General features: G+C 44.6%; 22 protein-coding genes and 1 other RNA gene. 9 read left to right on the top strand and 14 right to left on the bottom strand.

Annotated features, from left to right (window positions below):
* Position 1: 1 nt before the first annotated feature.
* The 8 genes from era to rpoE form a co-directional block, all read right to left on the bottom strand.
* Positions 2–988: a GTPase Era gene (gene era, locus OCU46_RS02125; protein WP_141273230.1), complete on the bottom strand. Its 987-nt coding sequence runs from the start codon at positions 986–988 to the stop codon at positions 2–4.
* The gene (gene rnc, locus OCU46_RS02120; RefSeq protein WP_141273228.1) at positions 981–1658 is read right to left on the bottom strand and encodes a ribonuclease III; all 678 of its coding nucleotides are present in this window, start codon (positions 1656–1658) and stop codon (positions 981–983) included. Before rnc ends, era begins: the two co-directional genes overlap by 8 nt.
* Positions 1659–1667: 9 nt before the next feature.
* Complete coding sequence (gene lepB / locus OCU46_RS02115; protein ID WP_141273226.1) at positions 1668–2564, bottom strand: signal peptidase I; 897 nt, start codon at positions 2562–2564, stop codon at positions 1668–1670.
* A gap of 111 nt (positions 2565–2675) precedes the next feature.
* Positions 2676–4469, bottom strand: coding sequence for a translation elongation factor 4 (gene lepA / locus OCU46_RS02110; protein ID WP_141273224.1), 1794 nt, complete (start codon positions 4467–4469; stop codon positions 2676–2678).
* A gap of 111 nt (positions 4470–4580) precedes the next feature.
* Positions 4581–5075, bottom strand: coding sequence for a SoxR reducing system RseC family protein (locus OCU46_RS02105; RefSeq protein WP_141273222.1), 495 nt, complete (start codon positions 5073–5075; stop codon positions 4581–4583).
* Positions 5076–5085: 10 nt separating this feature from the next.
* Positions 5086–6033, bottom strand: a complete 948-nt coding sequence (rseB, locus tag OCU46_RS02100; RefSeq protein WP_141273220.1) for a sigma-E factor regulatory protein RseB — start codon at positions 6031–6033, stop codon at positions 5086–5088.
* A complete protein-coding gene (locus OCU46_RS02095; RefSeq protein ID WP_141273218.1) occupies positions 6030–6647 on the bottom strand; it encodes an RseA family anti-sigma factor in 618 nt (205 codons plus the stop codon). The genes rseB and OCU46_RS02095 overlap by 4 nt, the downstream gene beginning before the upstream one ends.
* Before the next feature lie 24 nt (positions 6648–6671).
* Positions 6672–7250, bottom strand: coding sequence for an RNA polymerase sigma factor RpoE (gene rpoE / locus OCU46_RS02090; protein WP_017027173.1), 579 nt, complete (start codon positions 7248–7250; stop codon positions 6672–6674).
* Positions 7251–7636: 386 nt separating this feature from the next.
* Here rpoE and nadB point away from each other — a divergent pair, with 386 nt between their 5' ends.
* Entirely contained in the window at positions 7637–9268 is a 1632-nt protein-coding gene (gene nadB, locus OCU46_RS02085) for an L-aspartate oxidase (protein ID WP_141273216.1), read from the top strand.
* Between the two features lie 85 nt (positions 9269–9353).
* Here nadB and OCU46_RS02080 read toward each other — a convergent pair whose 3' ends face one another.
* Positions 9354–9617: an FAD assembly factor SdhE gene (locus OCU46_RS02080; RefSeq protein ID WP_141273214.1), complete on the bottom strand. Its 264-nt coding sequence runs from the start codon at positions 9615–9617 to the stop codon at positions 9354–9356.
* Positions 9618–9807: 190 nt separating this feature from the next.
* On the opposite strand from OCU46_RS02080, the gene ygfZ reads away from it, so the two are divergent.
* The 3 genes from ygfZ to OCU46_RS02065 all read left to right on the top strand — a co-directional run bounded on the left by ygfZ (position 9808) and on the right by OCU46_RS02065 (position 11746).
* Positions 9808–10746: a tRNA-modifying protein YgfZ gene (gene ygfZ / locus OCU46_RS02075; RefSeq protein WP_141273212.1), complete on the top strand. Its 939-nt coding sequence runs from the start codon at positions 9808–9810 to the stop codon at positions 10744–10746.
* On the top strand, positions 10747–11226 hold the full coding sequence (locus tag OCU46_RS02070) for an aminoacyl-tRNA deacylase (protein ID WP_141273210.1): 480 nt from the start codon (positions 10747–10749) through the stop codon (positions 11224–11226).
* A gap of 313 nt (positions 11227–11539) precedes the next feature.
* Complete coding sequence (locus OCU46_RS02065) at positions 11540–11746, top strand: DUF1107 domain-containing protein (protein WP_017027167.1); 207 nt, start codon at positions 11540–11542, stop codon at positions 11744–11746.
* A 57-nt stretch (positions 11747–11803) separates the two neighbouring features.
* Here the strand turns inward: OCU46_RS02065 and OCU46_RS02060 are convergent, their stop codons facing one another.
* Genes OCU46_RS02060 through OCU46_RS02050 form a run of 3 tightly spaced genes read right to left on the bottom strand, consistent with a single transcriptional unit; the run spans position 11804 to position 14766 of the window.
* Entirely contained in the window at positions 11804–13006 is a 1203-nt protein-coding gene (locus tag OCU46_RS02060) for an FAD-dependent 2-octaprenylphenol hydroxylase (protein WP_141273208.1), read from the bottom strand.
* An 8-nt stretch (positions 13007–13014) separates the two neighbouring features.
* Positions 13015–14172 carry a 2-octaprenyl-6-methoxyphenyl hydroxylase gene (gene ubiH, locus OCU46_RS02055; protein ID WP_141273206.1) on the bottom strand — a complete coding sequence of 386 codons (1158 nt, stop codon included), beginning with the start codon at positions 14170–14172 and terminating at the stop codon, positions 13015–13017.
* A 27-nt stretch (positions 14173–14199) separates the two neighbouring features.
* On the bottom strand, positions 14200–14766 hold the full coding sequence (locus OCU46_RS02050; protein WP_141273204.1) for a YecA/YgfB family protein: 567 nt from the start codon (positions 14764–14766) through the stop codon (positions 14200–14202).
* A 291-nt stretch (positions 14767–15057) separates the two neighbouring features.
* Here OCU46_RS02050 and zapA point away from each other — a divergent pair, with 291 nt between their 5' ends.
* The 5 genes from zapA to serA all read left to right on the top strand — a co-directional run bounded on the left by zapA (position 15058) and on the right by serA (position 18328).
* Positions 15058–15348, top strand: a complete 291-nt coding sequence (zapA, locus tag OCU46_RS02045; protein ID WP_141273202.1) for a cell division protein ZapA — start codon at positions 15058–15060, stop codon at positions 15346–15348.
* A 32-nt stretch (positions 15349–15380) separates the two neighbouring features.
* A non-coding RNA gene (gene ssrS, locus OCU46_RS02040) (6S RNA) lies at positions 15381–15565 on the top strand.
* Position 15566: 1 nt separating this feature from the next.
* The gene (locus tag OCU46_RS02035) at positions 15567–16154 is read left to right on the top strand and encodes a 5-formyltetrahydrofolate cyclo-ligase (protein ID WP_141273200.1); all 588 of its coding nucleotides are present in this window, start codon (positions 15567–15569) and stop codon (positions 16152–16154) included.
* A gap of 80 nt (positions 16155–16234) precedes the next feature.
* Positions 16235–16891 carry a ribose-5-phosphate isomerase RpiA gene (gene rpiA / locus OCU46_RS02030; RefSeq protein WP_141273198.1) on the top strand — a complete coding sequence of 219 codons (657 nt, stop codon included), beginning with the start codon at positions 16235–16237 and terminating at the stop codon, positions 16889–16891.
* Positions 16892–17098: 207 nt separating this feature from the next.
* Complete coding sequence (serA, locus tag OCU46_RS02025) at positions 17099–18328, top strand: phosphoglycerate dehydrogenase (protein ID WP_141273196.1); 1230 nt, start codon at positions 17099–17101, stop codon at positions 18326–18328.
* A gap of 75 nt (positions 18329–18403) precedes the next feature.
* Here serA and OCU46_RS02020 read toward each other — a convergent pair whose 3' ends face one another.
* Positions 18404–19096, bottom strand: coding sequence for an oxidative stress defense protein (locus tag OCU46_RS02020; RefSeq protein WP_141273195.1), 693 nt, complete (start codon positions 19094–19096; stop codon positions 18404–18406).
* Positions 19097–19208: 112 nt separating this feature from the next.
* On the bottom strand, positions 19209–20090 hold the full coding sequence (gene mscS, locus OCU46_RS02015; protein ID WP_167495438.1) for a small-conductance mechanosensitive channel MscS: 882 nt from the start codon (positions 20088–20090) through the stop codon (positions 19209–19211).
* Positions 20091–20282: the final 192 nt, after the last annotated feature.

Here is a 20282-nt window from a genome sequence, read left to right as displayed (position 1 = left end):
TTTACAGGTCATCCATGTAGCCCAATGAACGAAGTGCTCGCTCATCGTCAGCCCAACCAGATTTGACCTTAACCCAAGTCTCTAGGTAAACCTTGCGACCAAATAACTCTTCCATATCTAAACGAGCTTCTCGTCCGATAGTTTTTATCTTATCACCGCCCTTACCAATGACCATTTTCTTCTGGCCACTGCGTTCCACAAGAATCAGTGCGTTAATGTGAAAGCCATCATTATCAGGGTTGTAATCAAAGCGCTCGATTTCCACTGTAACTGAGTAAGGTAACTCGTCACCAGTAAAGCGCATTAATTTCTCACGCACGATCTCTGATGCCATAAAACGCTGAGAGCGGTCTGTTACGTATTCTTCAGGGAAATGATGAGTAGCTTTTGGTAAGTGATCACGAACATGCTTACGCAGTACGTCGATATTTTTCCCTAATTTTGCAGAAATAGGCACAACATCAACGAAGTCCATCTTCTGGGTCATCTCTTGCATGTGGCTCATAACAAGGTTGCGATCTTGTACTTTATCAACCTTGTTCACACACAAGACAACAGGGAAGTTTGCTGCTCTTAGCTTGTTGAGCACCATATCATCATCGGCCGTCCAATGAGTCCCATCAACCAAGAAAAACACAAGGTTAACATCACTCAGTGAGCTGTTTGCAGCGCGGTTCATCAAACGGTTGATTGCGCGTTTTTCTTCGATGTGAAGCCCTGGGGTATCGACAAAGATAGCCTGGTAATCACCGTCAGTATCCACGCCCATAATACGGTGACGAGTTGTCTGAGGCTTACGAGAGGTAATCGATATCTTCTGACCAAGAATGTGGTTAAGAAGTGTTGATTTACCTACGTTAGGTCGACCGACAATAGCGATAAAGCCACAATGTTGATTCTCAACAGTGGTTGCTTTTTCTTGGTTGTGCGAAGCAAAGTACGCATCAAGGTCGATGCCTTGATCTTCTGGCTGATCGTGATTAGACATTAGTTAGTTTCTCCAACGCAAGTTCAGCCGCAGCTTGTTCAGCTTTACGACGACTGGTGCCTTTACCTGTGAAAGGTTTTTCTACACCTGATACAACGCAATCAACGGTAAACTCTTGGTTATGAGCTTCACCCTTAATCTTGATAACGTCGTAAGTCGGTAAAGGTTTACGACGACCTTGCAAGAACTCCTGAAGACGAGTCTTAGGGTCTTTTTGCGATACACCTGGTTCAATCGCCTCAAGGCGACTCATGTACCAACTAAGAACAATAGCTCTAACAGGCTCAGTGCCACTGTCTAAGTATATTGCTCCAATAATAGCTTCTACCGCATCTGCAAGAATAGAATCACGGCGGAACCCGCCACTCTTCAATTCACCTGGACCTAATTTTAAGTAGTCTCCGAGTTCAAATTCACGTGCTAGCTCAGCCAGAGTTTTACCTCTTACCAATGTGGCACGCATTCGACTCATGTCGCCCTCGTTTACCTTAGGAAAACGATGGTACAAATCATCAGTGATGACAAAACTTAAAATTGAATCGCCCAGAAACTCCAGTCGCTCATTATGTTTGCCATTGGCGCTGCGGTGTGTCAGCGCCAAGTTCAGTTTATCTAAGTCATTGAATTTGTATCCAATGCTCTTTTCTAATCTAGCTAATTGAGAAGTCATACTCTCTGATTACTCTATGCCGCCAATGCGGTTTAAACGGATACCGGTTGGAATCCAAGATGGCAGGAAGCTGTCGTCACTGCGATCAAACTCAAAGCTCACCCATATTCCAACTGCTTTACCAACTAAGTTGGCTTCAGGAACAAAGCCCCAATAACGGCTGTCTGCACTGTTATCGCGGTTGTCACCCATCATGAAATAATGCCCTTGAGGCACAATCCATTCACGAACACCAGCTCTAGGCTGATACGCAGCTACGTTATCCTGACGCAGTGGGTTCACCAAAACTTGGTGCTGATGCTCACCCATGGTTTCGTCGAGACGAATCAATGGGATGTTGTTTTGTATAAACTCACTTTCCGTATAATTGGTTAGAGGCACTGGTGTACATTGCTTCTCACCACTTGGTTTAATACAAAGTTTCTTATCTTGAGTATAGCGAACCGTATCACCCGGTAAGCCAATTACTCGCTTAATGTAGTCAATGTTAGGTTGAGGTGGGAATTTGAATACCGCTACGTCACCACGCTCAGGCTTACCCGTTTCAACTAATTGGTTACGCCATACAGGGTCCTTCAGTCCGTAAGAGAATTTCTCTACTACGATAAAGTCTCCAATCAGCAACGTTGGCATCATAGAACCCGATGGGATCTGAAAAGGTTCATAAATAAACGAACGTAATACCAACACAAAAGCGATCACAGGGAAGATAGATACACTGTTCTCAATCCACCATGGCTGATGCGTTATCTTAGCCTTGGTTTGATCATCCAAACCTGTTGTTTGAGCCTCAACCTCTGCCACCTTGGCTGCTCTTTTCTTTGCCCAAACGAGCTTTTCTAGAGCATAGACAATACCAGTAACCAAAGTCACACAGACTAGGATTAGTGAAAACGTATTAGCCATTGAAATCCCTTAAATTTATATGTTTCTAAAACAACGAAAGTGAAAGGGTCATTAACCCTTTCACTTTGTAATTCTTAATCAACCATTGTTAATCAACTATGGTTAATGGTTTTAATCTTTGCCTACGTGAAGAATCGCTAGGAAGGCCTCTTGCGGAAGCTCAACGTTACCGATTTGCTTCATACGCTTCTTACCTTCTTTCTGTTTCTTCAACAGCTTTTTCTTACGGCTCACGTCACCACCGTAACATTTAGCAATTACGTTCTTACGCAACTGCTTAACGGTTGAGCGAGCAATAATGTGGTTACCAATCGCCGCCTGAATTGCGATATCAAACATCTGGCGAGGAATGAATTCCTTCATCTTCTCAACTAATTGACGACCACGTGTCTGTGCGTTGTCTTTGTGAGTGATGATAGCCAGTGCATCAACAGTATCGCCATTAAGCAATACATCTACACGCACCATGTTTGATTCTTCATAGCGATGGAAGTTGTAGTCTAGTGATGCGTAACCACGTGACGTCGATTTTAGACGGTCAAAGAAGTCTAGTACCACTTCTGCCATTGGCAGGTCGTAAGTCAGAGCAACTTGGTTTCCGTGATAAACCATATCCACCTGAATACCACGCTTCTCAACACAAAGGGTAATAACATTACCTAGGTAATCTGATGGTACAAGGATGTTACAGCGGGCAATTGGTTCACGAATTGCCTCAAGATCGTTCACTGCAGGAAGTTTTGCAGGGCTATCTACATACAATACTTCGCCATTAGTTTTCTCTACTTCGTACACTACGGTTGGTGCTGTAGTGATTAGGTCTAGATCGTATTCACGCTCTAAACGCTCTTGAATAACTTCCATGTGAAGCATACCCAAGAAACCACAACGGAAACCAAAGCCAAGTGCAGCTGAGCTCTCTGGCTCGTAGAATAGCGACGCATCATTTAGGCTCAGTTTACCTAGTGCATCACGGAAGTTTTCATAATCATCAGATGATACTGGGAATAGACCCGCGTATACCTGTGGCTTCACTTTCTGGAAGCCTGGCAGTGCTTTTTCACAGCCGCCTTTAGCATGAGTTAAGGTATCGCCAACTGGTGCACCAAGGATATCCTTGATACCACATACAACCCAACCTACTTCACCAGTGTTCAGTTCAGTGGTATCAACTTGCTTAGGCGTAAAGATACCTAAGCGGTCCACACCCCAAACTTGGCCGGTGCTCATTACCTTAATTTTGTCGTGTTTCTTTAGCTTGCCGTTTTTGATACGCACAAGTGAAACAACGCCAAGGTAGTTGTCAAACCAAGAATCGATGATTAGCGCTTGCAATGGGCCTTCTGGTTCACCCTTTGGTGCAGGAATCGACTTTACGATTTCTTCCAATACTTCATCAACACCAAGACCGGTTTTTGCCGAGCAGCGAACAGCTTCTAAAGCATCAATACCAACGATCTCTTCGATTTCTTCTGAAACACGCTCAGGATCAGCAGCAGGAAGGTCAATCTTATTCAAGATTGGCACAACCTCTAGATCCATTTCGATCGCGGTATAACAGTTAGCTAGAGTCTGAGCTTCAACGCCTTGACCTGCATCAACCACCAGCAACGCACCTTCACAGGCTGCTAGAGAGCGAGATACTTCATAAGAAAAGTCCACGTGTCCTGGAGTATCGATGAAGTTCAGCTGATAGGTTTCCCCATCATTTGCTTTGTAGTCTAGAGTCACACTCTGAGATTTGATCGTGATGCCACGCTCTCTTTCAAGATCCATAGAATCAAGAACTTGCGCTTCCATTTCGCGATCACTAAGGCCTCCACAAACTTGAATCAGACGATCTGATAAGGTGGATTTACCATGGTCAATGTGGGCAATAATCGAAAAGTTACGAATGTTCTTCATAGTAAGGTGCGGTTAGACTCATACAAAATTGAAAGGGAAAATGATGTTTTTTTCATCATCATTTTGCTCAGGTTGGCAGATTCTACCGAATTTCAGCGCTTGCCGCTATCTTCATTTTACTTCTAATTGTTGGCCTAGGGTACGAATCAAGGTTACTTGCTGTTCTGCATCGTGCTTGGTGTGTCTAAGTTTTGCTTTGACAAACATTCCACTGAGTAGGGCAAATCCCGATCCTAACGCTATGCTCGGCCATTCCTGTCCTTCAAATACAGCCTGTGATATCTCAGCACCAATCACGGCACCAAGGAACAAGAACAGCAAAGGAACAAGATAAACTAGGGCGGCAGCGGAAAGCAGTGCTTTTTCTGGGAGGGCAATCTCTACCACATCACCCTCTGATACTTTTAAAGGTGTTATCAAAGACCATGCGTGCTGCTTATTACCAATGGCTTTGGTCACTTGACCCGTTGCACAACTGGATTTGGAGGCACAACTATTACAACTCGTTTGTTGCTCGCACGAGAGATCTACCTTAAAGAGCAACTCTCCTGAGTCGGGTGACGCTATCTCGGTCACCCTTGTCACTTGAGCCAGTGCGTTCATCATGATCAGTTACCTAATGAAAAGTCACTGATTGTAATATACGTTGCGCGGTACTAGGAGGAATATCTCCTACTACGATCACTTCATGTTGATTTACGACAGCACTTTGCAGTGTGCGTCTACCCTGCCTGACAAGTTGACGCTTCAACGACAAATCATCTTCGGGAGCCACATAGATAGAAAACTGAAACAAACCATCCGAATAAATTTGGCTCTCTACCATTCGGTCAGAACCAAACAAAGGATGACTTTGCATCTTTTTACTTTCAAAACCTCTAGGCATCCAATCAGCACTCCAAGAGATTTCATCAACACTGCTATCTGGCAAAGTCACCACATCAGGCAAAGTTGCTTTTTCTAAGCCCTTCATAATAGGGACAAGATGATCGGTGACGGAATAAGAAACCGTTCGATATTGCTCAAGAATTTCGCCATCTCTGTCGATCAAATCCGCACGAAGAGGCAGCGCCGTCTGCTCATCAATCCACACGATGTACGAGTATCGCTGCCCGTCTTTAGGTACAACACGTACTACTTGAGTCGGTGCACCGGCTTCACGAGCACGCCCAACCTTCACAAAGTCATAGTAGGCTTTGAGTCTCTGCGTATCGACGCTGAGCATAGGCATTAGTGGCGCCACCATTTTATCTGATGCAATCGTGAAAGGATCAATACCCGGTTCTATATAGCTGACTTGATCCCCTCTGCGAATCACTTCTCGCACAGGCCCACTCAAATACATGAGTTGTGCAAATCGCATGTCGTTATCATTGGCTTGACGATAAACTAGGGGCTCAATACTGCTCTTTCGAATCAATACATAAGACATCTCATAATTGAGAGTGCTACTCGCATCGCTCATCTTGTGGAGAAGAGCCTCAGCAGGGTTATCTTCTGCTAAGGCTAAAGGAGAGGCTGTTAAGCTGAGCAGCGCAAAGGCGCTGGCCAGAAATTTATTCATTTGACTTCCGTTTCTACGTCAGAGTTCGTTTCGCTATGATTAAGGCGAAGCTGCAACTCATAGTCTTGCAACACAGTGTTAATGCGGCGACGTTGTTCTGCAATTTGCTCGTCCTGTGGCGATGCCTTGTTCGCATCAGTCTTCGTACGCACAGAATCGCGAGTTAAGCTCACTGGCTCAACACTACCCGCCATAGGGATAGTTTGCAGGACAGGAAGTGTTTCCGCTACCTGTGAAGGCTGCCCATCAACATTACCACCGTACTGCTGAACCCCTAGAATGACCGCAAAAGATACACAAGCAGCTACCGCTACTTGACCAAATTGGGTTAGCCATTGAGGGAGGCCTTTTTTCGCCTTAGTTGGCACAGGTTGCTCTTCGAGCATAGGCTGAACATTGGTTGAATGAGCAGGCTCATCTTCAAGGGCAAGGGCGACTCGACTAGCGATATCCCAGTTAGGGTTATCCGGAGTATCCCCTCGCATCACATCACCAATTAGATGGTAGTTCTGCCAGGTCTGTTGAGCGTCCTTCTCATTTTCCATCTCAGAGATCAGGCTTAAGTCTACCGACTCACCATCCATCAAAGCTGAGATTTTCTCTTTGTTAGACATTACTTTCACCATTGTGATTATCTTCTAACGCTGAAGAAGCGGTTGCATTTTTTTCTCTACCGCTTCTCGAGCTCTAAATATTCGCGAACGAACTGTGCCTACTGGGCAATCCATAACAGCTGCGATCTCTTCATAACTTAATCCATCAAGTTCTCGCAACGTCATAGCAGTTTTCAGGTCTTCTGGTAGTGCTTCAATCGCGTTGAAAACTACCTCCTTCAATTCATTCGACAACGTTAAGTTTTCTGGGTTCGATATTTCTTTTAGCGCATTCCCAGTTTCTAAATATTCGGCATCCTCAGCGTCTACGTCAGTCGCAGGTGGCCTGCGTCCTAACGCGACAAGATGATTCTTCGCCGTATTCACCGCAATGCGATATAACCAAGTGTAAAATGCACTTTCACCCCTAAAGTTAGGGATAGCACGATACGCCTTAATAAAGGTCTCCTGCGCCACATCGGCTACATCACTTTGATTATTCACGTATCGAGAAATCAAGTTACACACTTTATTCTGGTATTTGACTACCAGAAGATTAAAGGCTTGCTTATCTCCATTTTGAATGCGCTCAATCAGTACCTGATCGGTCAACTGCTCGTTCATTCGAGCTTTTACTCCTATGTTCAGCTCTCATCTTCTCAGATATGAGTTTTTTCAGTGCATAATGTATTATTGACAGCACCAATTACTTGAGCACTATTGTGACTCAATCGAAGTACAAAAGTTCATTTTGATTAAGGTTTTTTTAAAACTTAGTCAAAAATGTGATGTACTAGGCGCTTGATAGCCAATTAGAAGCGAACTTCAGTCTAAGGTTAGAACTGTTGATGCAGCGCAATGCTTTGCGCGACAAGTAGTAGTCGAATAGTAGCACCCTAGTGCCTAGGTGGGTTAAGAACACGTCAAAAACTATAAAATTAAACGAGTGTTCAACTAGAGGTTAATGGTTAGCACAGAGGCTAACAGACAAAAAAGGAAACAACGTCTCAATGAATTCAATCTCTCAGCATCAATGTGATGTACTGGTTATAGGTAGCGGCGCAGCTGGGCTATCTTTGGCTCTTCGTGTTGCCAAAAAATCCAAGGTTATCGTTTTAAGTAAAAGCTTGAGCCGTGAAGGCGCTACCTTCTACGCACAAGGTGGCATCGCTGCCGTATTCGATGAAGCTGACACTATAGAGTCTCACGTTGATGACACTTTAATTGCTGGCGCAGGCCTTTGTGAAAAAGACAAGGTTCAGTTTATTGCTGAAAACGCCAAAAAATGTGTTCAATGGCTCATCGACGGCGGTGTTCCATTTGATCAAGAAGAGTCCGATGATGACGATGATAAGCCTCGCTATCACTTAACCCGCGAAGGTGGACACAGTCACAGACGTATTTTGCATGCAGCAGATGCGACAGGCATGGCGATGCAGACCTCTCTTCAAGAGAACGTTCTTAACCACCCGAATATTACCGTATTAGAGAGACATAATGCCGTCGACTTAATCACCGAAGATAAAATTGGCGGTGATGCACAAAAAGTCGTGGGTGCGTATGTATGGAATCGCGATTCAGAGCATGTCGAGACAATCGCAGCTAAATTTGTGGTTCTAGCTACAGGCGGTGCTTCGAAGGTGTATCAGTACACGAGTAATCCAGATGTGTCTTCTGGCGATGGTATTGCTATGGCATGGCGCGCAGGATGCCGTGTTTCAAACCTAGAATTCAACCAGTTCCATCCTACGTGTCTATTCCACCCCGAAGCTCGAAACTTCTTATTGACCGAAGCACTTCGTGGTGAAGGTGCTTACCTTCTAAGGCCAGATGGCACGCGCTTTATGCCCGACTTTGACCCGCGTGAAGAGTTAGCACCACGCGATATCGTGGCTCGAGCTATCGACTTTGAAATGAAACGCCTAGGTGCAGATTGTATGTATCTCGATATCAGCCATAAGTCAGCTGATTTCATTACTAAGCATTTCCCTACAATACATATGCGCTTGCAAGACCTTGGACTCGATATGACCAAGGAACCTATTCCTATTGTTCCGGCTGCACACTATACCTGTGGTGGCGTAATGGTGGACCCACAAGGCCAAACGGACGTTAAGCAGTTGTATGCTATCGGCGAGGTAAGCTATACCGGATTGCACGGTGCAAATCGCATGGCATCGAACTCGCTACTTGAATGTGTCGTTTATGCATGGTCGGCAGCTAAGAGCATTCTTAAGCAATTAGACCAAGCTGAAATGCCTGAAAATTTGCCATGCTGGGATGAGAGCCAGGTATGTAACTCTGATGAAGAGGTTATCCTTCAGCACAACTGGCATGAGCTAAGACTGTTCATGTGGGATTACATGGGGATAGTTCGCACAGACAAGAGACTTGAGCGCGCTTTGCGTCGCATTCAGCTTCTGCAACAAGAGGTGAACGACTACTACAGTAACTTCCGCGTCTCAAACAACCTTCTTGAACTGCGTAACCTGTTACAGGTGGCTGATTTGATGGTTCGTTGCGCTATGGAGCGAAAAGAGAGTCGAGGACTGCACTACACCCTAGACTATCCAGAGATGCTAGAAGAGGCAAAACCAACTATCTTGGTGCCTAATCGCTCAGATAAAAGTTACCCTAACTAATCAAAACCATCTCGTTCTAAAATAAAGACTAAAAAGGCGCCCATTCAATGAGCGCCTTTTCTATAAATGCAGGAGTGCTGTGTATTTAAGAGCGCACCTTACTTAAATTATGTGCCACGACTTTATCAATCATTGATGCTAACGCTAAATTTTCACTTCGACCGTGTCCCATCACCCAGGTGAATAGATCTGGGTCATCACACTCTAGTAGCGCTACAAAATCCTTCTTTTCCTGGTCAGTCAACTGGTCAAAGCACTCTTCAAAGAAGGGCATAATGACAACGTCCAACTCCAGCATACCGCGTCGACACGCCCATTTAATGCGTGCTTTTTGTTCTGGTGTGTACATGCGTTACCTCAAAAATAAATCATTCCTTTTATCCGAGTGTACCAGTCTCGCTAAATCGTAACTATTAGCTTAATCACAGCTTACTGTTCATATCTGATGATTTATAAGTCTAAGGGTTGAATTTGCATCCTTAGACATACACATCAATAGTGATTACCATATACCCAACGACTTAGCTCAAGGAATCACTATGAGTGCAACACCTTCTGTTTCTTTCAACTTGCCTTCACTAGCATGGACTTCACTCTCTGACTGGCAAGCTATCACGGTAACCGGTGCGGACAGCAAATCTTATTTACAAGGCCAGGTAACCTGCGATGTTGTCCAATTAGACGCTGAGCACTCTACTCTAGGCGCTCATTGCGATGCTAAAGGGAAAATGTGGAGCCTGTTTCGACTGTTCCATCACAACCAAGGCTACGCTCTATGGCAGCACAAATCAGGTATTGAAACCGCCTTACAAGAAATTAAAAAGTACTCGGTTTTCTCTAAGGTAGATCTTGAGTTGTCTTCGCAAGTCAGTGTTGGCGTACTCGGTGAACAGGCTGACAGTTTCATCGACTCCATCACGGACAGTCAAGGGGATGTCCGTTCTGTAGCGTCAGGTAGTGTAGTCAAAATTGACTCGCAGCGTTGGCTATTGCTGATAGATGAAGCTGAACTCGATAATCTAAAACAACAACTACAAAGCGCCGAAGAAATTAGCGCTGATGTTTGGGACTATATTGACGTGATCAGTGGCATCCCGCGCATTACTCAATCTCAGCAGAATACTCATATTCCTCAAACCTTAAACCTGCAAGCTCTTGATGGCATTAGCTTTGAAAAAGGTTGCTACACAGGTCAGGAAACCGTTGCCAGAGCTAAGTATCGTGGAACCAATAAAAAGGTGATGCGCTTGCTGCAAGGCTCAGCACCTGAAAACGCAACCTTCACCTTTGAGCGCCAAGTAGGCGAGAACTGGCGTGGCGCGGGTGAAGCGGTAGCCCATTACCGCAACCAACAAGGCGAGGCTTTGGCCCTGATTGTTCTTAACAAGGACATTGAGTTTGACACTCAATTTAGACTAGCCGAAGACAACTCTAATACTTGGTCTCTGATTGCGTTACCGTACGATATCGAACAGTAAATGCTAGAAACTGCAGTCACTCGGTTTTTACAAAAGAATGGAGTAGGGTTCAATATGATGCCCCACTCCACTCCTGCTACTTCTATTGATGACGCAGCCAAGCAGCGAGGTATTTCCTCACAAATCATGCTAAAAACTCTGTTGCTACGGGATATGGGCGGAAGGCTATTCTTGGCTTGCGTACCCGGAGATCAACAGGTTGATCCTAAAAAAGTCCGAGCTTACTTCAACTGCCGACGCACAACCTGTGTCAATGCAGAGGAGGTGGTCCATATCACTGGCTTTAAGCCTGGCACCTTAACTCCACTGATACTCCCTGAATCAATTACGACTATCTTTGATCACTCAGTTTTGCAGTTACCTGAAGTTACCATAAGTAGTGGTAGCGACATGGCGGGGATCATGCTTCGCACTGAGGATGTCATTAAATTTTGTAAACCTCATTTTTCACACATCACAAAAGCACTCAGCACCCCATAAACTCTTACCCTCACCAAGCGATTAACACTTAGTTACATTTACAGCCCTGCTCGTTAGAACTTTTCCCGCAATTTCACGGTCTATATGAGAGTAAGTTCAGTTTATAGGCGACAAAGTCAGTACTTAAACCTATACAACCCTACATGAGCGCAATTTAAATCTGAGCTGAATCGCAAAACTAGTTAAAAACATCAGACCAGATGAGTGTTCTGTTTATTAATCCAGTTGCATCACAATTTCGTAGAAACAAATGTCCTATAATAAGCCTCGCCATGGAGGCAAAGAATAAATAAAAATTAGAAAGGGTTCAGAAATGAGACTGTTTAAGCGTTATGTTCCTAGCATGATTGCAAAACACGTAAGTAGACTGTTCAAGGGAAGAATATATATTTACGGCGTCGGTAAGTTTGAGTTTGATAACGGGAAGCTAATCCTTCCTCATCACGCTGAAGAGCGTCACTTCAAAACTGTAAAAGAAGTGAACGTCGAAGTGAAAAGACTACGAGCTTGCTACATTTAGTTGGCTAAGAATAAAGGAGGCTTTAGCCTCCTTTTTTTATTTCTAGCTTTGCCTGTTTTATTTGGCCAGTTTAGGAAGGTCTCCCTTCAAGCCTAAAGCATGCTTCATTACTTCGTTTTTCACACCAGGTAATGTTCCAGCTAGGTTCATCCCAACACCACGTAGTAATTTCTTCAACGGATCGTCGCCGTTAAATAGCTCTTTAAAGCCTTGCATACTGGAGATCATCTTCACAGCTTCAGTTTTTCTCCAGCGCTCAAAATGACGCAAGTTGGCGTAATCACCAATATCTTTGCCTGTGTTCCAATACTTTTCGATCTCTTCAGCTAAGGTTGCCGCATCAAGAAGGCCAAGATTAACGCCCTGCCCTGCTAGAGGGTGAATTGTATGTGCAGCATCACCAATCAGAGCTACTCTGTTCTTAGCAAAATCACGAGCATATCGCATCTTTAAAGGAATGGCCTGTCTCTTAGTTAAATGCTTTACCTTACCCAAACGCATATCAAAATCGACCGCCAACTGCTTACAGAAGTCTTCCTCGGACAGCGCCATTAACTGTTGAGCTTTATCGGTAGTTTGTGACCAAACGATAGAGCACAGATTTGATTCATGTAGAGGCAAGAAGGCTAATGGGCCTGTCTCGGTAAAGACCTGCCTCGCTATGCCATTATGAGGCTCTTCCATTGTCACATTGGTCACAATGGCTGTGTGATCATAGTCCCATTCAGTCAACGGGAAGTCTTGCTGCTCTCGCACCCAAGAGTTTGCTCCATCAGCGGCCACGACAAGCTTAGCTGTCAAGTGCTGGCCATTATCAAGAGTTAACCAAGCCTCTCTTTCTCCAACCGCTATATTGGAGCATTTATTCGGTTGGAAGAGGGTGACATTTGGCAGTTGCTTAACTTGCTCAAGAAGGAAATGCTGGATAATCTGATTTTCAACGATATACCCTAGATTGCTTTCATGTAGCTCTTTGGCCGAAAAGTCTATCTTGGCAAAGGTATCCTTTTCCCACACCTGCATGCCGGAATAGGCTGTGCAGCGATGATTAGCAATATCATTCCAAGCACCAAGTCTAGCTAGGATTTTTTCACTGGCACGACTCAATGCTGATACGCGAGAAGTGGCTTGCAGGGTAATTTCGCTAGGTTGGTTGCTTTCAATAATCGCGATTCGAATATCGGTCTCTTTTAATGCGAGGGCGAGCGTCAATCCAACCATACCGCCGCCAACAATTACCAAGTCTACATTCTTCATCATTTTGTGTTCTACACCAGTCCTAGGCTACGGTTTTTAACCGGGCCTTGCATGGAGGGGGCTATATCAAAAATAGCGAGCCCTAGGTTTCGAGCGACTACCATAGGTAGCCATTCATTTGAAAAGATTCTGACCAAAGAAGAGGTCATAGTGCAAGTCGCTTCACGATCTTGTTCACGAAGGCGTTTAAACTCCGCTAAGCAAGCGTACTCGCCACAATCTACGTATTTAGAAGTGACATCAACGAGTGTTGCCACATCGCGAATACCAAGATTAAACCCCTGCCCCGCAATAGGGTGAAGCGTCTGAGCGGCATTACCAATAAACGCAACACGGTGATGAATAAGGCGATCTCTTTTGTGTAACATCAAAGGGTAGCTAGCTAGGCTTCCCACTTTCTTGAAGCGCCCTAAGCGCCAACCAAACTCTTGCTGTAGCTCAGATAAAAACTGCTCTTCACTCCAAGATAGAGCTTGCTGCAACATGGACTCTGACATGCACCACACCAGTGACATACGGTTGTCTGTCATGGGCAATAGCGCCAAAGGACCATGAGAGGTAAAACGCTCATAGGCTCGATTGTGATGCGGCTGTTCAAGCTCAACGTTTGCAATCAGAGCGTGCTGTTCGAAATCATCCACTGATTTCGAGATATTGATAAGCTCAGCGACTTTGGAGTTTGCGCCATCAGCCGCTACAACAAGCTTTGCACCCAGCGTTGTTCCCGAGCGAAGAACAACCTCAACACTTTCTTGGTGCTGAATGAGTTGCTCGATTGCATCAGGACAAAATACATCGATATTCGGATCAAGCTGTAGCTTGTCTCGATACACAGCACCCACATCAGCGAGTTCGACCACCGAACCTAGTAGCTCTTTTCCCAATTGCTTTGCATCGAATCCAGTTTGTGCAAAATGACCACGATCAGACACATCAATAGATTTAATTGAGGTAGCCTTAGGTTGGATGTCACCCCAAAGCTCATAACGACGCAATAGCTCCACGCTGCCTAATGAAAGGGCAATGGCTCGGGAGTCAAAGCCAGGGTGCTTTGAAGACTCAGCAACGGCTTCTACGACAGCCACTTTTTTATTCGCCATGCGACTCAATGCAAGAGCTAATGTTGCCCCGCTCATCGCACCACCAATAACTACTACATCGTACTGCAAAGCAAACTTCCTTATTGTTTCGCGGGATTAATGAACTGTTTTCGATTCAGGTTTTGCTGGCTTTGCACCTAGCTCAGCATGAACCGTTAGCGCACAAACTTTAACATGCTCTAACACCTGCTCGAGCAGAACAGCTTGCTCTTCTAGATCATCCTCAGGATCAACTTCTAACTTTGCGATCTCTAGCAGGTCTTGAAGTGCCTCTTTGGCTTGCTCACTGGCTTTATTTACCTTTGCATCAATCAAACCTAGCCCTGATACAAAGTGGCTCACCCACTCACTCAACGCCCCTGAATACGCAACGATATCGCTGTCTACCGGTAACAAGATGCTTAGTTCGAAATTATCATCAGTCAGTTCCTCTCGAGCCACCTTTAACGTCTGCTCGGCGAGAGCCAAACACGTCATAGGCCAGCCCATACCGTCATTGGTGTAGTCAAACAGCAGTGCTTGCCATGCTTCACTGTCTTTAGCTAACCCACCACTTAACATACCAATAAGAAGGCCATGCATTTCTGCTGGGGTCACAGCAATACCGGCTGTTTTAAGTTCATCAGCAACGGATAGGTAATTAGGTAAAGAGGTCTGGCTCATAAGGGAAGTATCCTAAAAGAGAGTAATTGGGCTATCTTATCATTTGGTTAAGAGACGATACAGACGCAAAATTGGACTCAGCTCTCTCATTTTTCGTATCAATCACATGATCACTTATACTGAGAATGTCGAGCAATTAAGCAAATTGCTCTGTTTCTAGCTAGTTGAACACTCTATCTCTCGTACATGAGCGGAAAAGCTTGAATCTTAGTGGGGGTTTTTCTATAGTTTCTTGCCTAAAGGTGCACAGGACGCACTAGGCTTTTTGGGAGCGGTAACGAGTTGTCGAGCATGAGCAATCAAGCAGTTGAAGTCGAAATTTTAGGTAAGATTACTCGCGTTAATTGTCCAGCGGGCAAAGAGGATGCTTTACGTCAAGCAGCCCAGAACCTTGATCAGCGTATCAAGGATATGGCTGAGAAGACTAAAGTCGCTAATACCGAAAAACTTCTAACTATCGCAGCACTTAACGTTTGCTACGAGTTACTAGAAAAAGAAGTTTCTTCTGAAATTCAGCATGATATCGAGCAACGCTTAGAGCTACTCGATGGCAAGCTAGACAAAGCTCTCACTAAAGAGTAACAATACATAGCCAAGTGGACGGCAGAATTAAAATTACCCTGGGGTGTGCGTCAGCTGGATTTATGTCCCTGAGCCGATAAGCAATCCTTAAGGGTTAGTACTTGATGGCTATTGAGCAAGCTCGACTCGTATCGAGAAGCCTACGGTCCTCATTGCTGATCCGCCTTGAACCAGCTGGTTCAAGGGCCAAAATCCGCAACGGCACTCTGGGGTCCCTCATGCAATCACTCTCTACTCGCAGTGACATTCGCAAACACATCCGCACGCTTCGTGTGGCACTCTCTGAATCAGAACAGCAGTCTGCATCCTCTCAATTGGTTGCTCAGCTTCGTCAGCTACCTGAACTTAATAGCGCTAAAAATGTAGCCTTGTATCTCGCTAATGATGGCGAAATTGATCCAAGCCTAGCCATACAATGGTGCTGGGAGAATAACATCAACACCTGCATCCCTGTGCTTCATCCCTTTTCTAAGGGGCAACTACTGTTTCTTAGATTCACAGCAGGCACTGAACTCACTCCCAACAAATATGGAATCCTCGAACCAAAATTATCGGTGACAGAAATCGTACCGGTCGCTAACTTGGATATTATCTTTACGCCTTTAGTGGCCTTTGATACTCGCGGACACAGACTAGGAATGGGCGGCGGATATTATGACCGCACTCTAACTCCCTTTATTGATAATCCCACTCCAAAGCCCATTGGTATCGCACATGATTGCCAGCAGCTCGATAAGTTACCGAGCAAGGACTGGGATGTGCCATTAGATAAAATCATAACCCCAAGTAAAACCTGGAGTTGGTAATCACCCTTGTTGATTCAAATATTCAAACAATGAGTATATAATCGCGTCGACCCCCTTTACCTCTTATCTGGAGAATCAGAATGACCCAAGATGAAATGAAAAAAGAAGCTGGTTGGGCAGCGCTTAATTACGTTGAACCAGACACTATTGTTGGTGTTGGTACGGGCTCTACCGTAAACCACTTTATCGATGCTTTGGGTACCATGAGCGATAAAATTAAAGGGGCAGTATCAAGTTCTGTTGCATCAACAGAGAGACTTGAAAAGCTGGGCATCAAAATATTCGATTGCAATGATGTTGCCTCGTTAAGTGTCTATGTTGATGGCGCTGACGAAATCAATGCGGATAAAGAGATGATAAAGGGTGGCGGTGCCGCACTGACTCGCGAAAAAATCGTTGCTGCTATCTCTGAGAAATTTGTTTGTATCGTTGATGGCACTAAAGCCGTTGATGTACTGGGTGAGTTTCCTCTTCCGATCGAAGTTATCCCTATGGCTCGCTCTTACGTAGCACGTGAACTAGTTAAACTAGGCGGCGACCCTGTTTATCGTGAAGACTGCGTCACCGACAACGGCAACGTGATCCTTGATGTGTACAACATGAAGATCACCAACCCTAAACAGCTTGAAGATCAGGTTAATGCTCTACCTGGCGTAGTGACCGTAGGCCTATTTGCCCACCGCGGTGCTGATGTTGTTATTACAGGTACGCCAGAAGGCGCGAAAATTGAAGAATAAGATATAGTTTTTAGCTATTAAAGCAAAGCTAACTATCTGATTTTACTATTCAAATAAAAAAGCAGAGGCTCAAAAGAGCTTCTGCTTTTTTTTTATTGTAATTTTCTTACCCAAATTGTTCTTTTTTTGATAATTTAGGGATAGTTCACTTTTAGAAAACGTTTGCTTTTCGAAATTAATTTACCCATATGTTAAGGAATAACCATTATGACCAGAGTCTCTTTACACAAAGATAAGATAAAAATCTTGCTTCTAGAAGGCCTTCACCCTTCGTCTGTTGAAGTGTTAGAGGCGGCAGGTTACTCCAACATCGAATACCATAAAGGCTCAATCTCAGAAGAAGAACTAATCGAAGCGATTAAGGATGTGCATTTCATTGGCATTCGCTCTCGCACCAACCTGAATGAGCGCGTACTGGCTGCTGCAAACAAATTGGTTGCTATCGGTTGTTTCTGTATTGGTACAAACCAAGTCGACCTAAATGCCGCAGCTGCTAAAGGCGTACCTGTATTCAATGCTCCTTTCTCAAACACCCGTAGTGTTGCGGAACTCGTTCTCGGACAAATCTTATTGCTGATGCGCGGCATTCCTGAAAAGAACGCACTTGCTCATCGTGGTATTTGGAAGAAAAGTGCCGATAACTCTTACGAGGCTCGCGGAAAGCGTTTGGGTATCATAGGTTACGGTCATATTGGTACCCAGCTAGGTATTATCGCAGAGAACCTTGGCATGCGAGTCTACTTCTATGATATTGAGAATAAGCTTTCTCTGGGTAACGCGACCCAAGTACAAACCATGGCTGAATTGCTTAATAAGTGTGATGTTATCAGTCTGCACGTACCTGAAACTCCAGGAACAAAAGATATGATGGGTGCTGATGAGTTTGCTCTCATGAAGCCTGGCGCTATCTTTATCAATGCGGCGCGAGGAACAGTGGTTGATATCCCTGCATTATGCTCCTCTCTAGATTCTGGCCACCTTGGCGGCGCTGCTGTGGATGTGTTCCCTGTAGAGCCAAAGACCAACGCTGACCCATTTGAATCTCCACTGATGCAATTTGATAACGTGATTTTGACTCCACACGTGGGTGGTTCTACACAAGAAGCTCAAGAGAATATCGGCGTTGAAGTTGCTGGAAAGCTGGCGAAATACTCAGACAACGGTTCAACGCTTTCAAGTGTAAACTTCCCTGAGGTATCTTTGCCACAACATCAAAGTGCTTCTCGCTTACTTCATATTCACGAAAACCGTCCAGGTGTACTAACACAAATCAACACCATCTTTGCGAGCGCTGGCATTAACATCGCAGGTCAGTACTTACAAACGAACGGAGATCTTGGTTATGTGGTCATCGATGTTGAAGCTGAACGTTCAGAAGAAGCATTGGCAAAACTGAAAGAGATCGACGGTACTATCCGCGCGCGCCTACTTCACTAATTAGCCATTAAGAATAAAAATAAAAAGCCCCTGTAACGAATACCATTACAGGGGCTTTCTTATATCTGGAGGGTGTTACTTAAGCTTGTAAACAACCTGCACTCTATCTTTGATCACTATGGTGGCATCTTGATAGCTATTTGAACGCTCTGACGCATCCATAGCCATGCTTTTAGACAGCATAGGTCTCACTTGTGGGGATTGATAATTAACCTGCCACACACCATCTATGGCCTTCTCGAAGCCTTCAGCGACTGACTTGGCTTTGGCTTGTGCATCTTTAATCGCCTCACTGCGTGCAATAGCTTGATACTTAGAGGGATCTTTTACGCTCAGTTGTACTTGGTCTATACGATTGATGCCGGACTCAAGTGCTACATCAAGTAGCTTGGGTAAAGATGGTAACTCATTAACGGTCACCCTCACCTGCCTAGAAGCTCGATAACCTTTTTGCTCTGGTTTGGCGTTTTTAGGGTAATGCATTTGGGGCATGAGTTGGATGTTGCCACTTTGAATATCTTCTCTAGAGAGCCCTGCTTTTTGTAAGCTGGCTAGGAACTTATCAACTACTGAATCAACCTCTGATTTGGCTTCCTCTGCTGTATCTTTGACTGCCACTACCTGCACAGAAAATTCCGCCATATCTGGCTCAGCTAGGACTTCTCCATAACCCGTCGTGCTTAAGTGTGGAAAGTCGAACGACTGCGCCTGTGCACTGACCACCCATATCGATAAAAGCGCGCCGAACATCAACTTGACCATTTTCATATTACTCTCCATTTACTGTTTCTTTTTTGACTACTCAAAACGCAGAAGGTTGCACATCCCAATAAACGAAAAAGCGCGCCATAAGGCGCGCTATATAAACTATCGATGTCGATTAAGACTCAACTTTATTGAGATGCACATCCATTTGAGGGAATGGGATCTCGATACCATTTTCATCAAGGGCAATCTTAATTGCCTGAAGAGTATCGAAGTACACATCCCAGTACTCTTCAGTACGGCACCAAGGGCGAACAACAAAGTTTACTGATGAATCAGCGAGCGCTAATACACCAATTTGAATGCCTTTGTCTTTTAGTAGACGATCATCTGCTTCAAGCGTTTGACGAATAACCTGCTCTGTCTTCTTAAGATCTGCACCATAAGAAACACCAATAACATGGTCGACACGTCGCGTAGCATGCCTTGAATAGTTGGTAATAGGGCTGCCGATTACACCACCATTTGGTACAACTACCATTTTATTATCAGGTGTAGTCAAAACCGTTTGGAAGATTTGGATAGATTCAACAGAGCCTGCAACACCACCAATCTCAACGTAATCGCCTGATTTGAATGGGCGGAATGCAACAATAAGAACACCCGCAGCGAAGTTTGAAAGTGAGCCTTGCAGCGCTAGACCAACCGCTAAACCTGCAGCACCAATTACAGCAACCACAGATGCCGTTTGAACCCCTAAGCGTCCAAGTGCAGCAATCAAGACAATAACGAATAATAGGTAACGAACTAAAGCATGAACAAAATCAACAACCGCTTTGTCCATGCGGCGTTTTTCGAGCATTTTAGAGACGCTGTTGGCTACCATCTTAGTAATGATGTTACCAATAAATAGTATCAATACAGCGGTGATGATATTTACAGCATAACCAATCAATAAATCAGAGTTATCGGTTAGCCACATATGGGCGTCTTGCATCCCTTCATGAATGGCATCTACGCTTGGGACTTCTGGTACTTCAGGGGTTTCTTGTGACATTGTAAGTTTCTCTTCCGTAATAAAGTGTTACAACTGAAATGCGACGGCATCATACTTTCATATGTGCATTTTAAGTCAAGTTTCTGTGAAAACGCAGCTTCCTGCAGACTTTAAGAATAACACTAGAAAACTATAGTACAGAAGACAAAAAAAACCCGCTATAAAAGCGGGTTTTTCTAAATTAATTAATAA

Source organism: Vibrio comitans (genome assembly GCA_024346835.1).
Classification (GTDB): Bacteria; Pseudomonadota; Gammaproteobacteria; order Enterobacterales; family Vibrionaceae; genus Vibrio; species Vibrio comitans.
Note: the sequence above shows the minus strand (reverse complement) of the source record. Positions and strands in the feature narration are given on the sequence as shown.

Coding starts and splice junctions, on each gene's coding strand:
- era (WP_141273230.1), bottom strand. CDS start 988: ATGTCTAATCACGATCAGCCAGAAGATCAAGGCATCGACCTTGATGCG.
- rnc (WP_141273228.1), bottom strand. CDS start 1,658: ATGACTTCTCAATTAGCTAGATTAGAAAAGAGCATTGGATACAAATTC.
- lepB (WP_141273226.1), bottom strand. CDS start 2,564: ATGGCTAATACGTTTTCACTAATCCTAGTCTGTGTGACTTTGGTTACT.
- lepA (WP_141273224.1), bottom strand. CDS start 4,469: ATGAAGAACATTCGTAACTTTTCGATTATTGCCCACATTGACCATGGT.
- OCU46_RS02105 (WP_141273222.1), bottom strand. CDS start 5,075: ATGATGAACGCACTGGCTCAAGTGACAAGGGTGACCGAGATAGCGTCA.
- rseB (WP_141273220.1), bottom strand. CDS start 6,033: ATGAATAAATTTCTGGCCAGCGCCTTTGCGCTGCTCAGCTTAACAGCC.
- OCU46_RS02095 (WP_141273218.1), bottom strand. CDS start 6,647: ATGTCTAACAAAGAGAAAATCTCAGCTTTGATGGATGGTGAGTCGGTA.
- rpoE (WP_017027173.1), bottom strand. CDS start 7,250: ATGAACGAGCAGTTGACCGATCAGGTACTGATTGAGCGCATTCAAAAT.
- nadB (WP_141273216.1), top strand. CDS start 7,637: ATGAATTCAATCTCTCAGCATCAATGTGATGTACTGGTTATAGGTAGC.
- OCU46_RS02080 (WP_141273214.1), bottom strand. CDS start 9,617: ATGTACACACCAGAACAAAAAGCACGCATTAAATGGGCGTGTCGACGC.
- ygfZ (WP_141273212.1), top strand. CDS start 9,808: ATGAGTGCAACACCTTCTGTTTCTTTCAACTTGCCTTCACTAGCATGG.
- OCU46_RS02070 (WP_141273210.1), top strand. CDS start 10,747: ATGCTAGAAACTGCAGTCACTCGGTTTTTACAAAAGAATGGAGTAGGG.
- OCU46_RS02065 (WP_017027167.1), top strand. CDS start 11,540: ATGAGACTGTTTAAGCGTTATGTTCCTAGCATGATTGCAAAACACGTA.
- OCU46_RS02060 (WP_141273208.1), bottom strand. CDS start 13,006: ATGATGAAGAATGTAGACTTGGTAATTGTTGGCGGCGGTATGGTTGGA.
- OCU46_RS02050 (WP_141273204.1), bottom strand. CDS start 14,766: ATGAGCCAGACCTCTTTACCTAATTACCTATCCGTTGCTGATGAACTT.
- zapA (WP_141273202.1), top strand. CDS start 15,058: ATGAGCAATCAAGCAGTTGAAGTCGAAATTTTAGGTAAGATTACTCGC.
- OCU46_RS02035 (WP_141273200.1), top strand. CDS start 15,567: ATGCAATCACTCTCTACTCGCAGTGACATTCGCAAACACATCCGCACG.
- rpiA (WP_141273198.1), top strand. CDS start 16,235: ATGACCCAAGATGAAATGAAAAAAGAAGCTGGTTGGGCAGCGCTTAAT.
- serA (WP_141273196.1), top strand. CDS start 17,099: ATGACCAGAGTCTCTTTACACAAAGATAAGATAAAAATCTTGCTTCTA.
- OCU46_RS02020 (WP_141273195.1), bottom strand. CDS start 19,096: ATGAAAATGGTCAAGTTGATGTTCGGCGCGCTTTTATCGATATGGGTG.
- mscS (WP_167495438.1), bottom strand. CDS start 20,090: ATGTCACAAGAAACCCCTGAAGTACCAGAAGTCCCAAGCGTAGATGCC.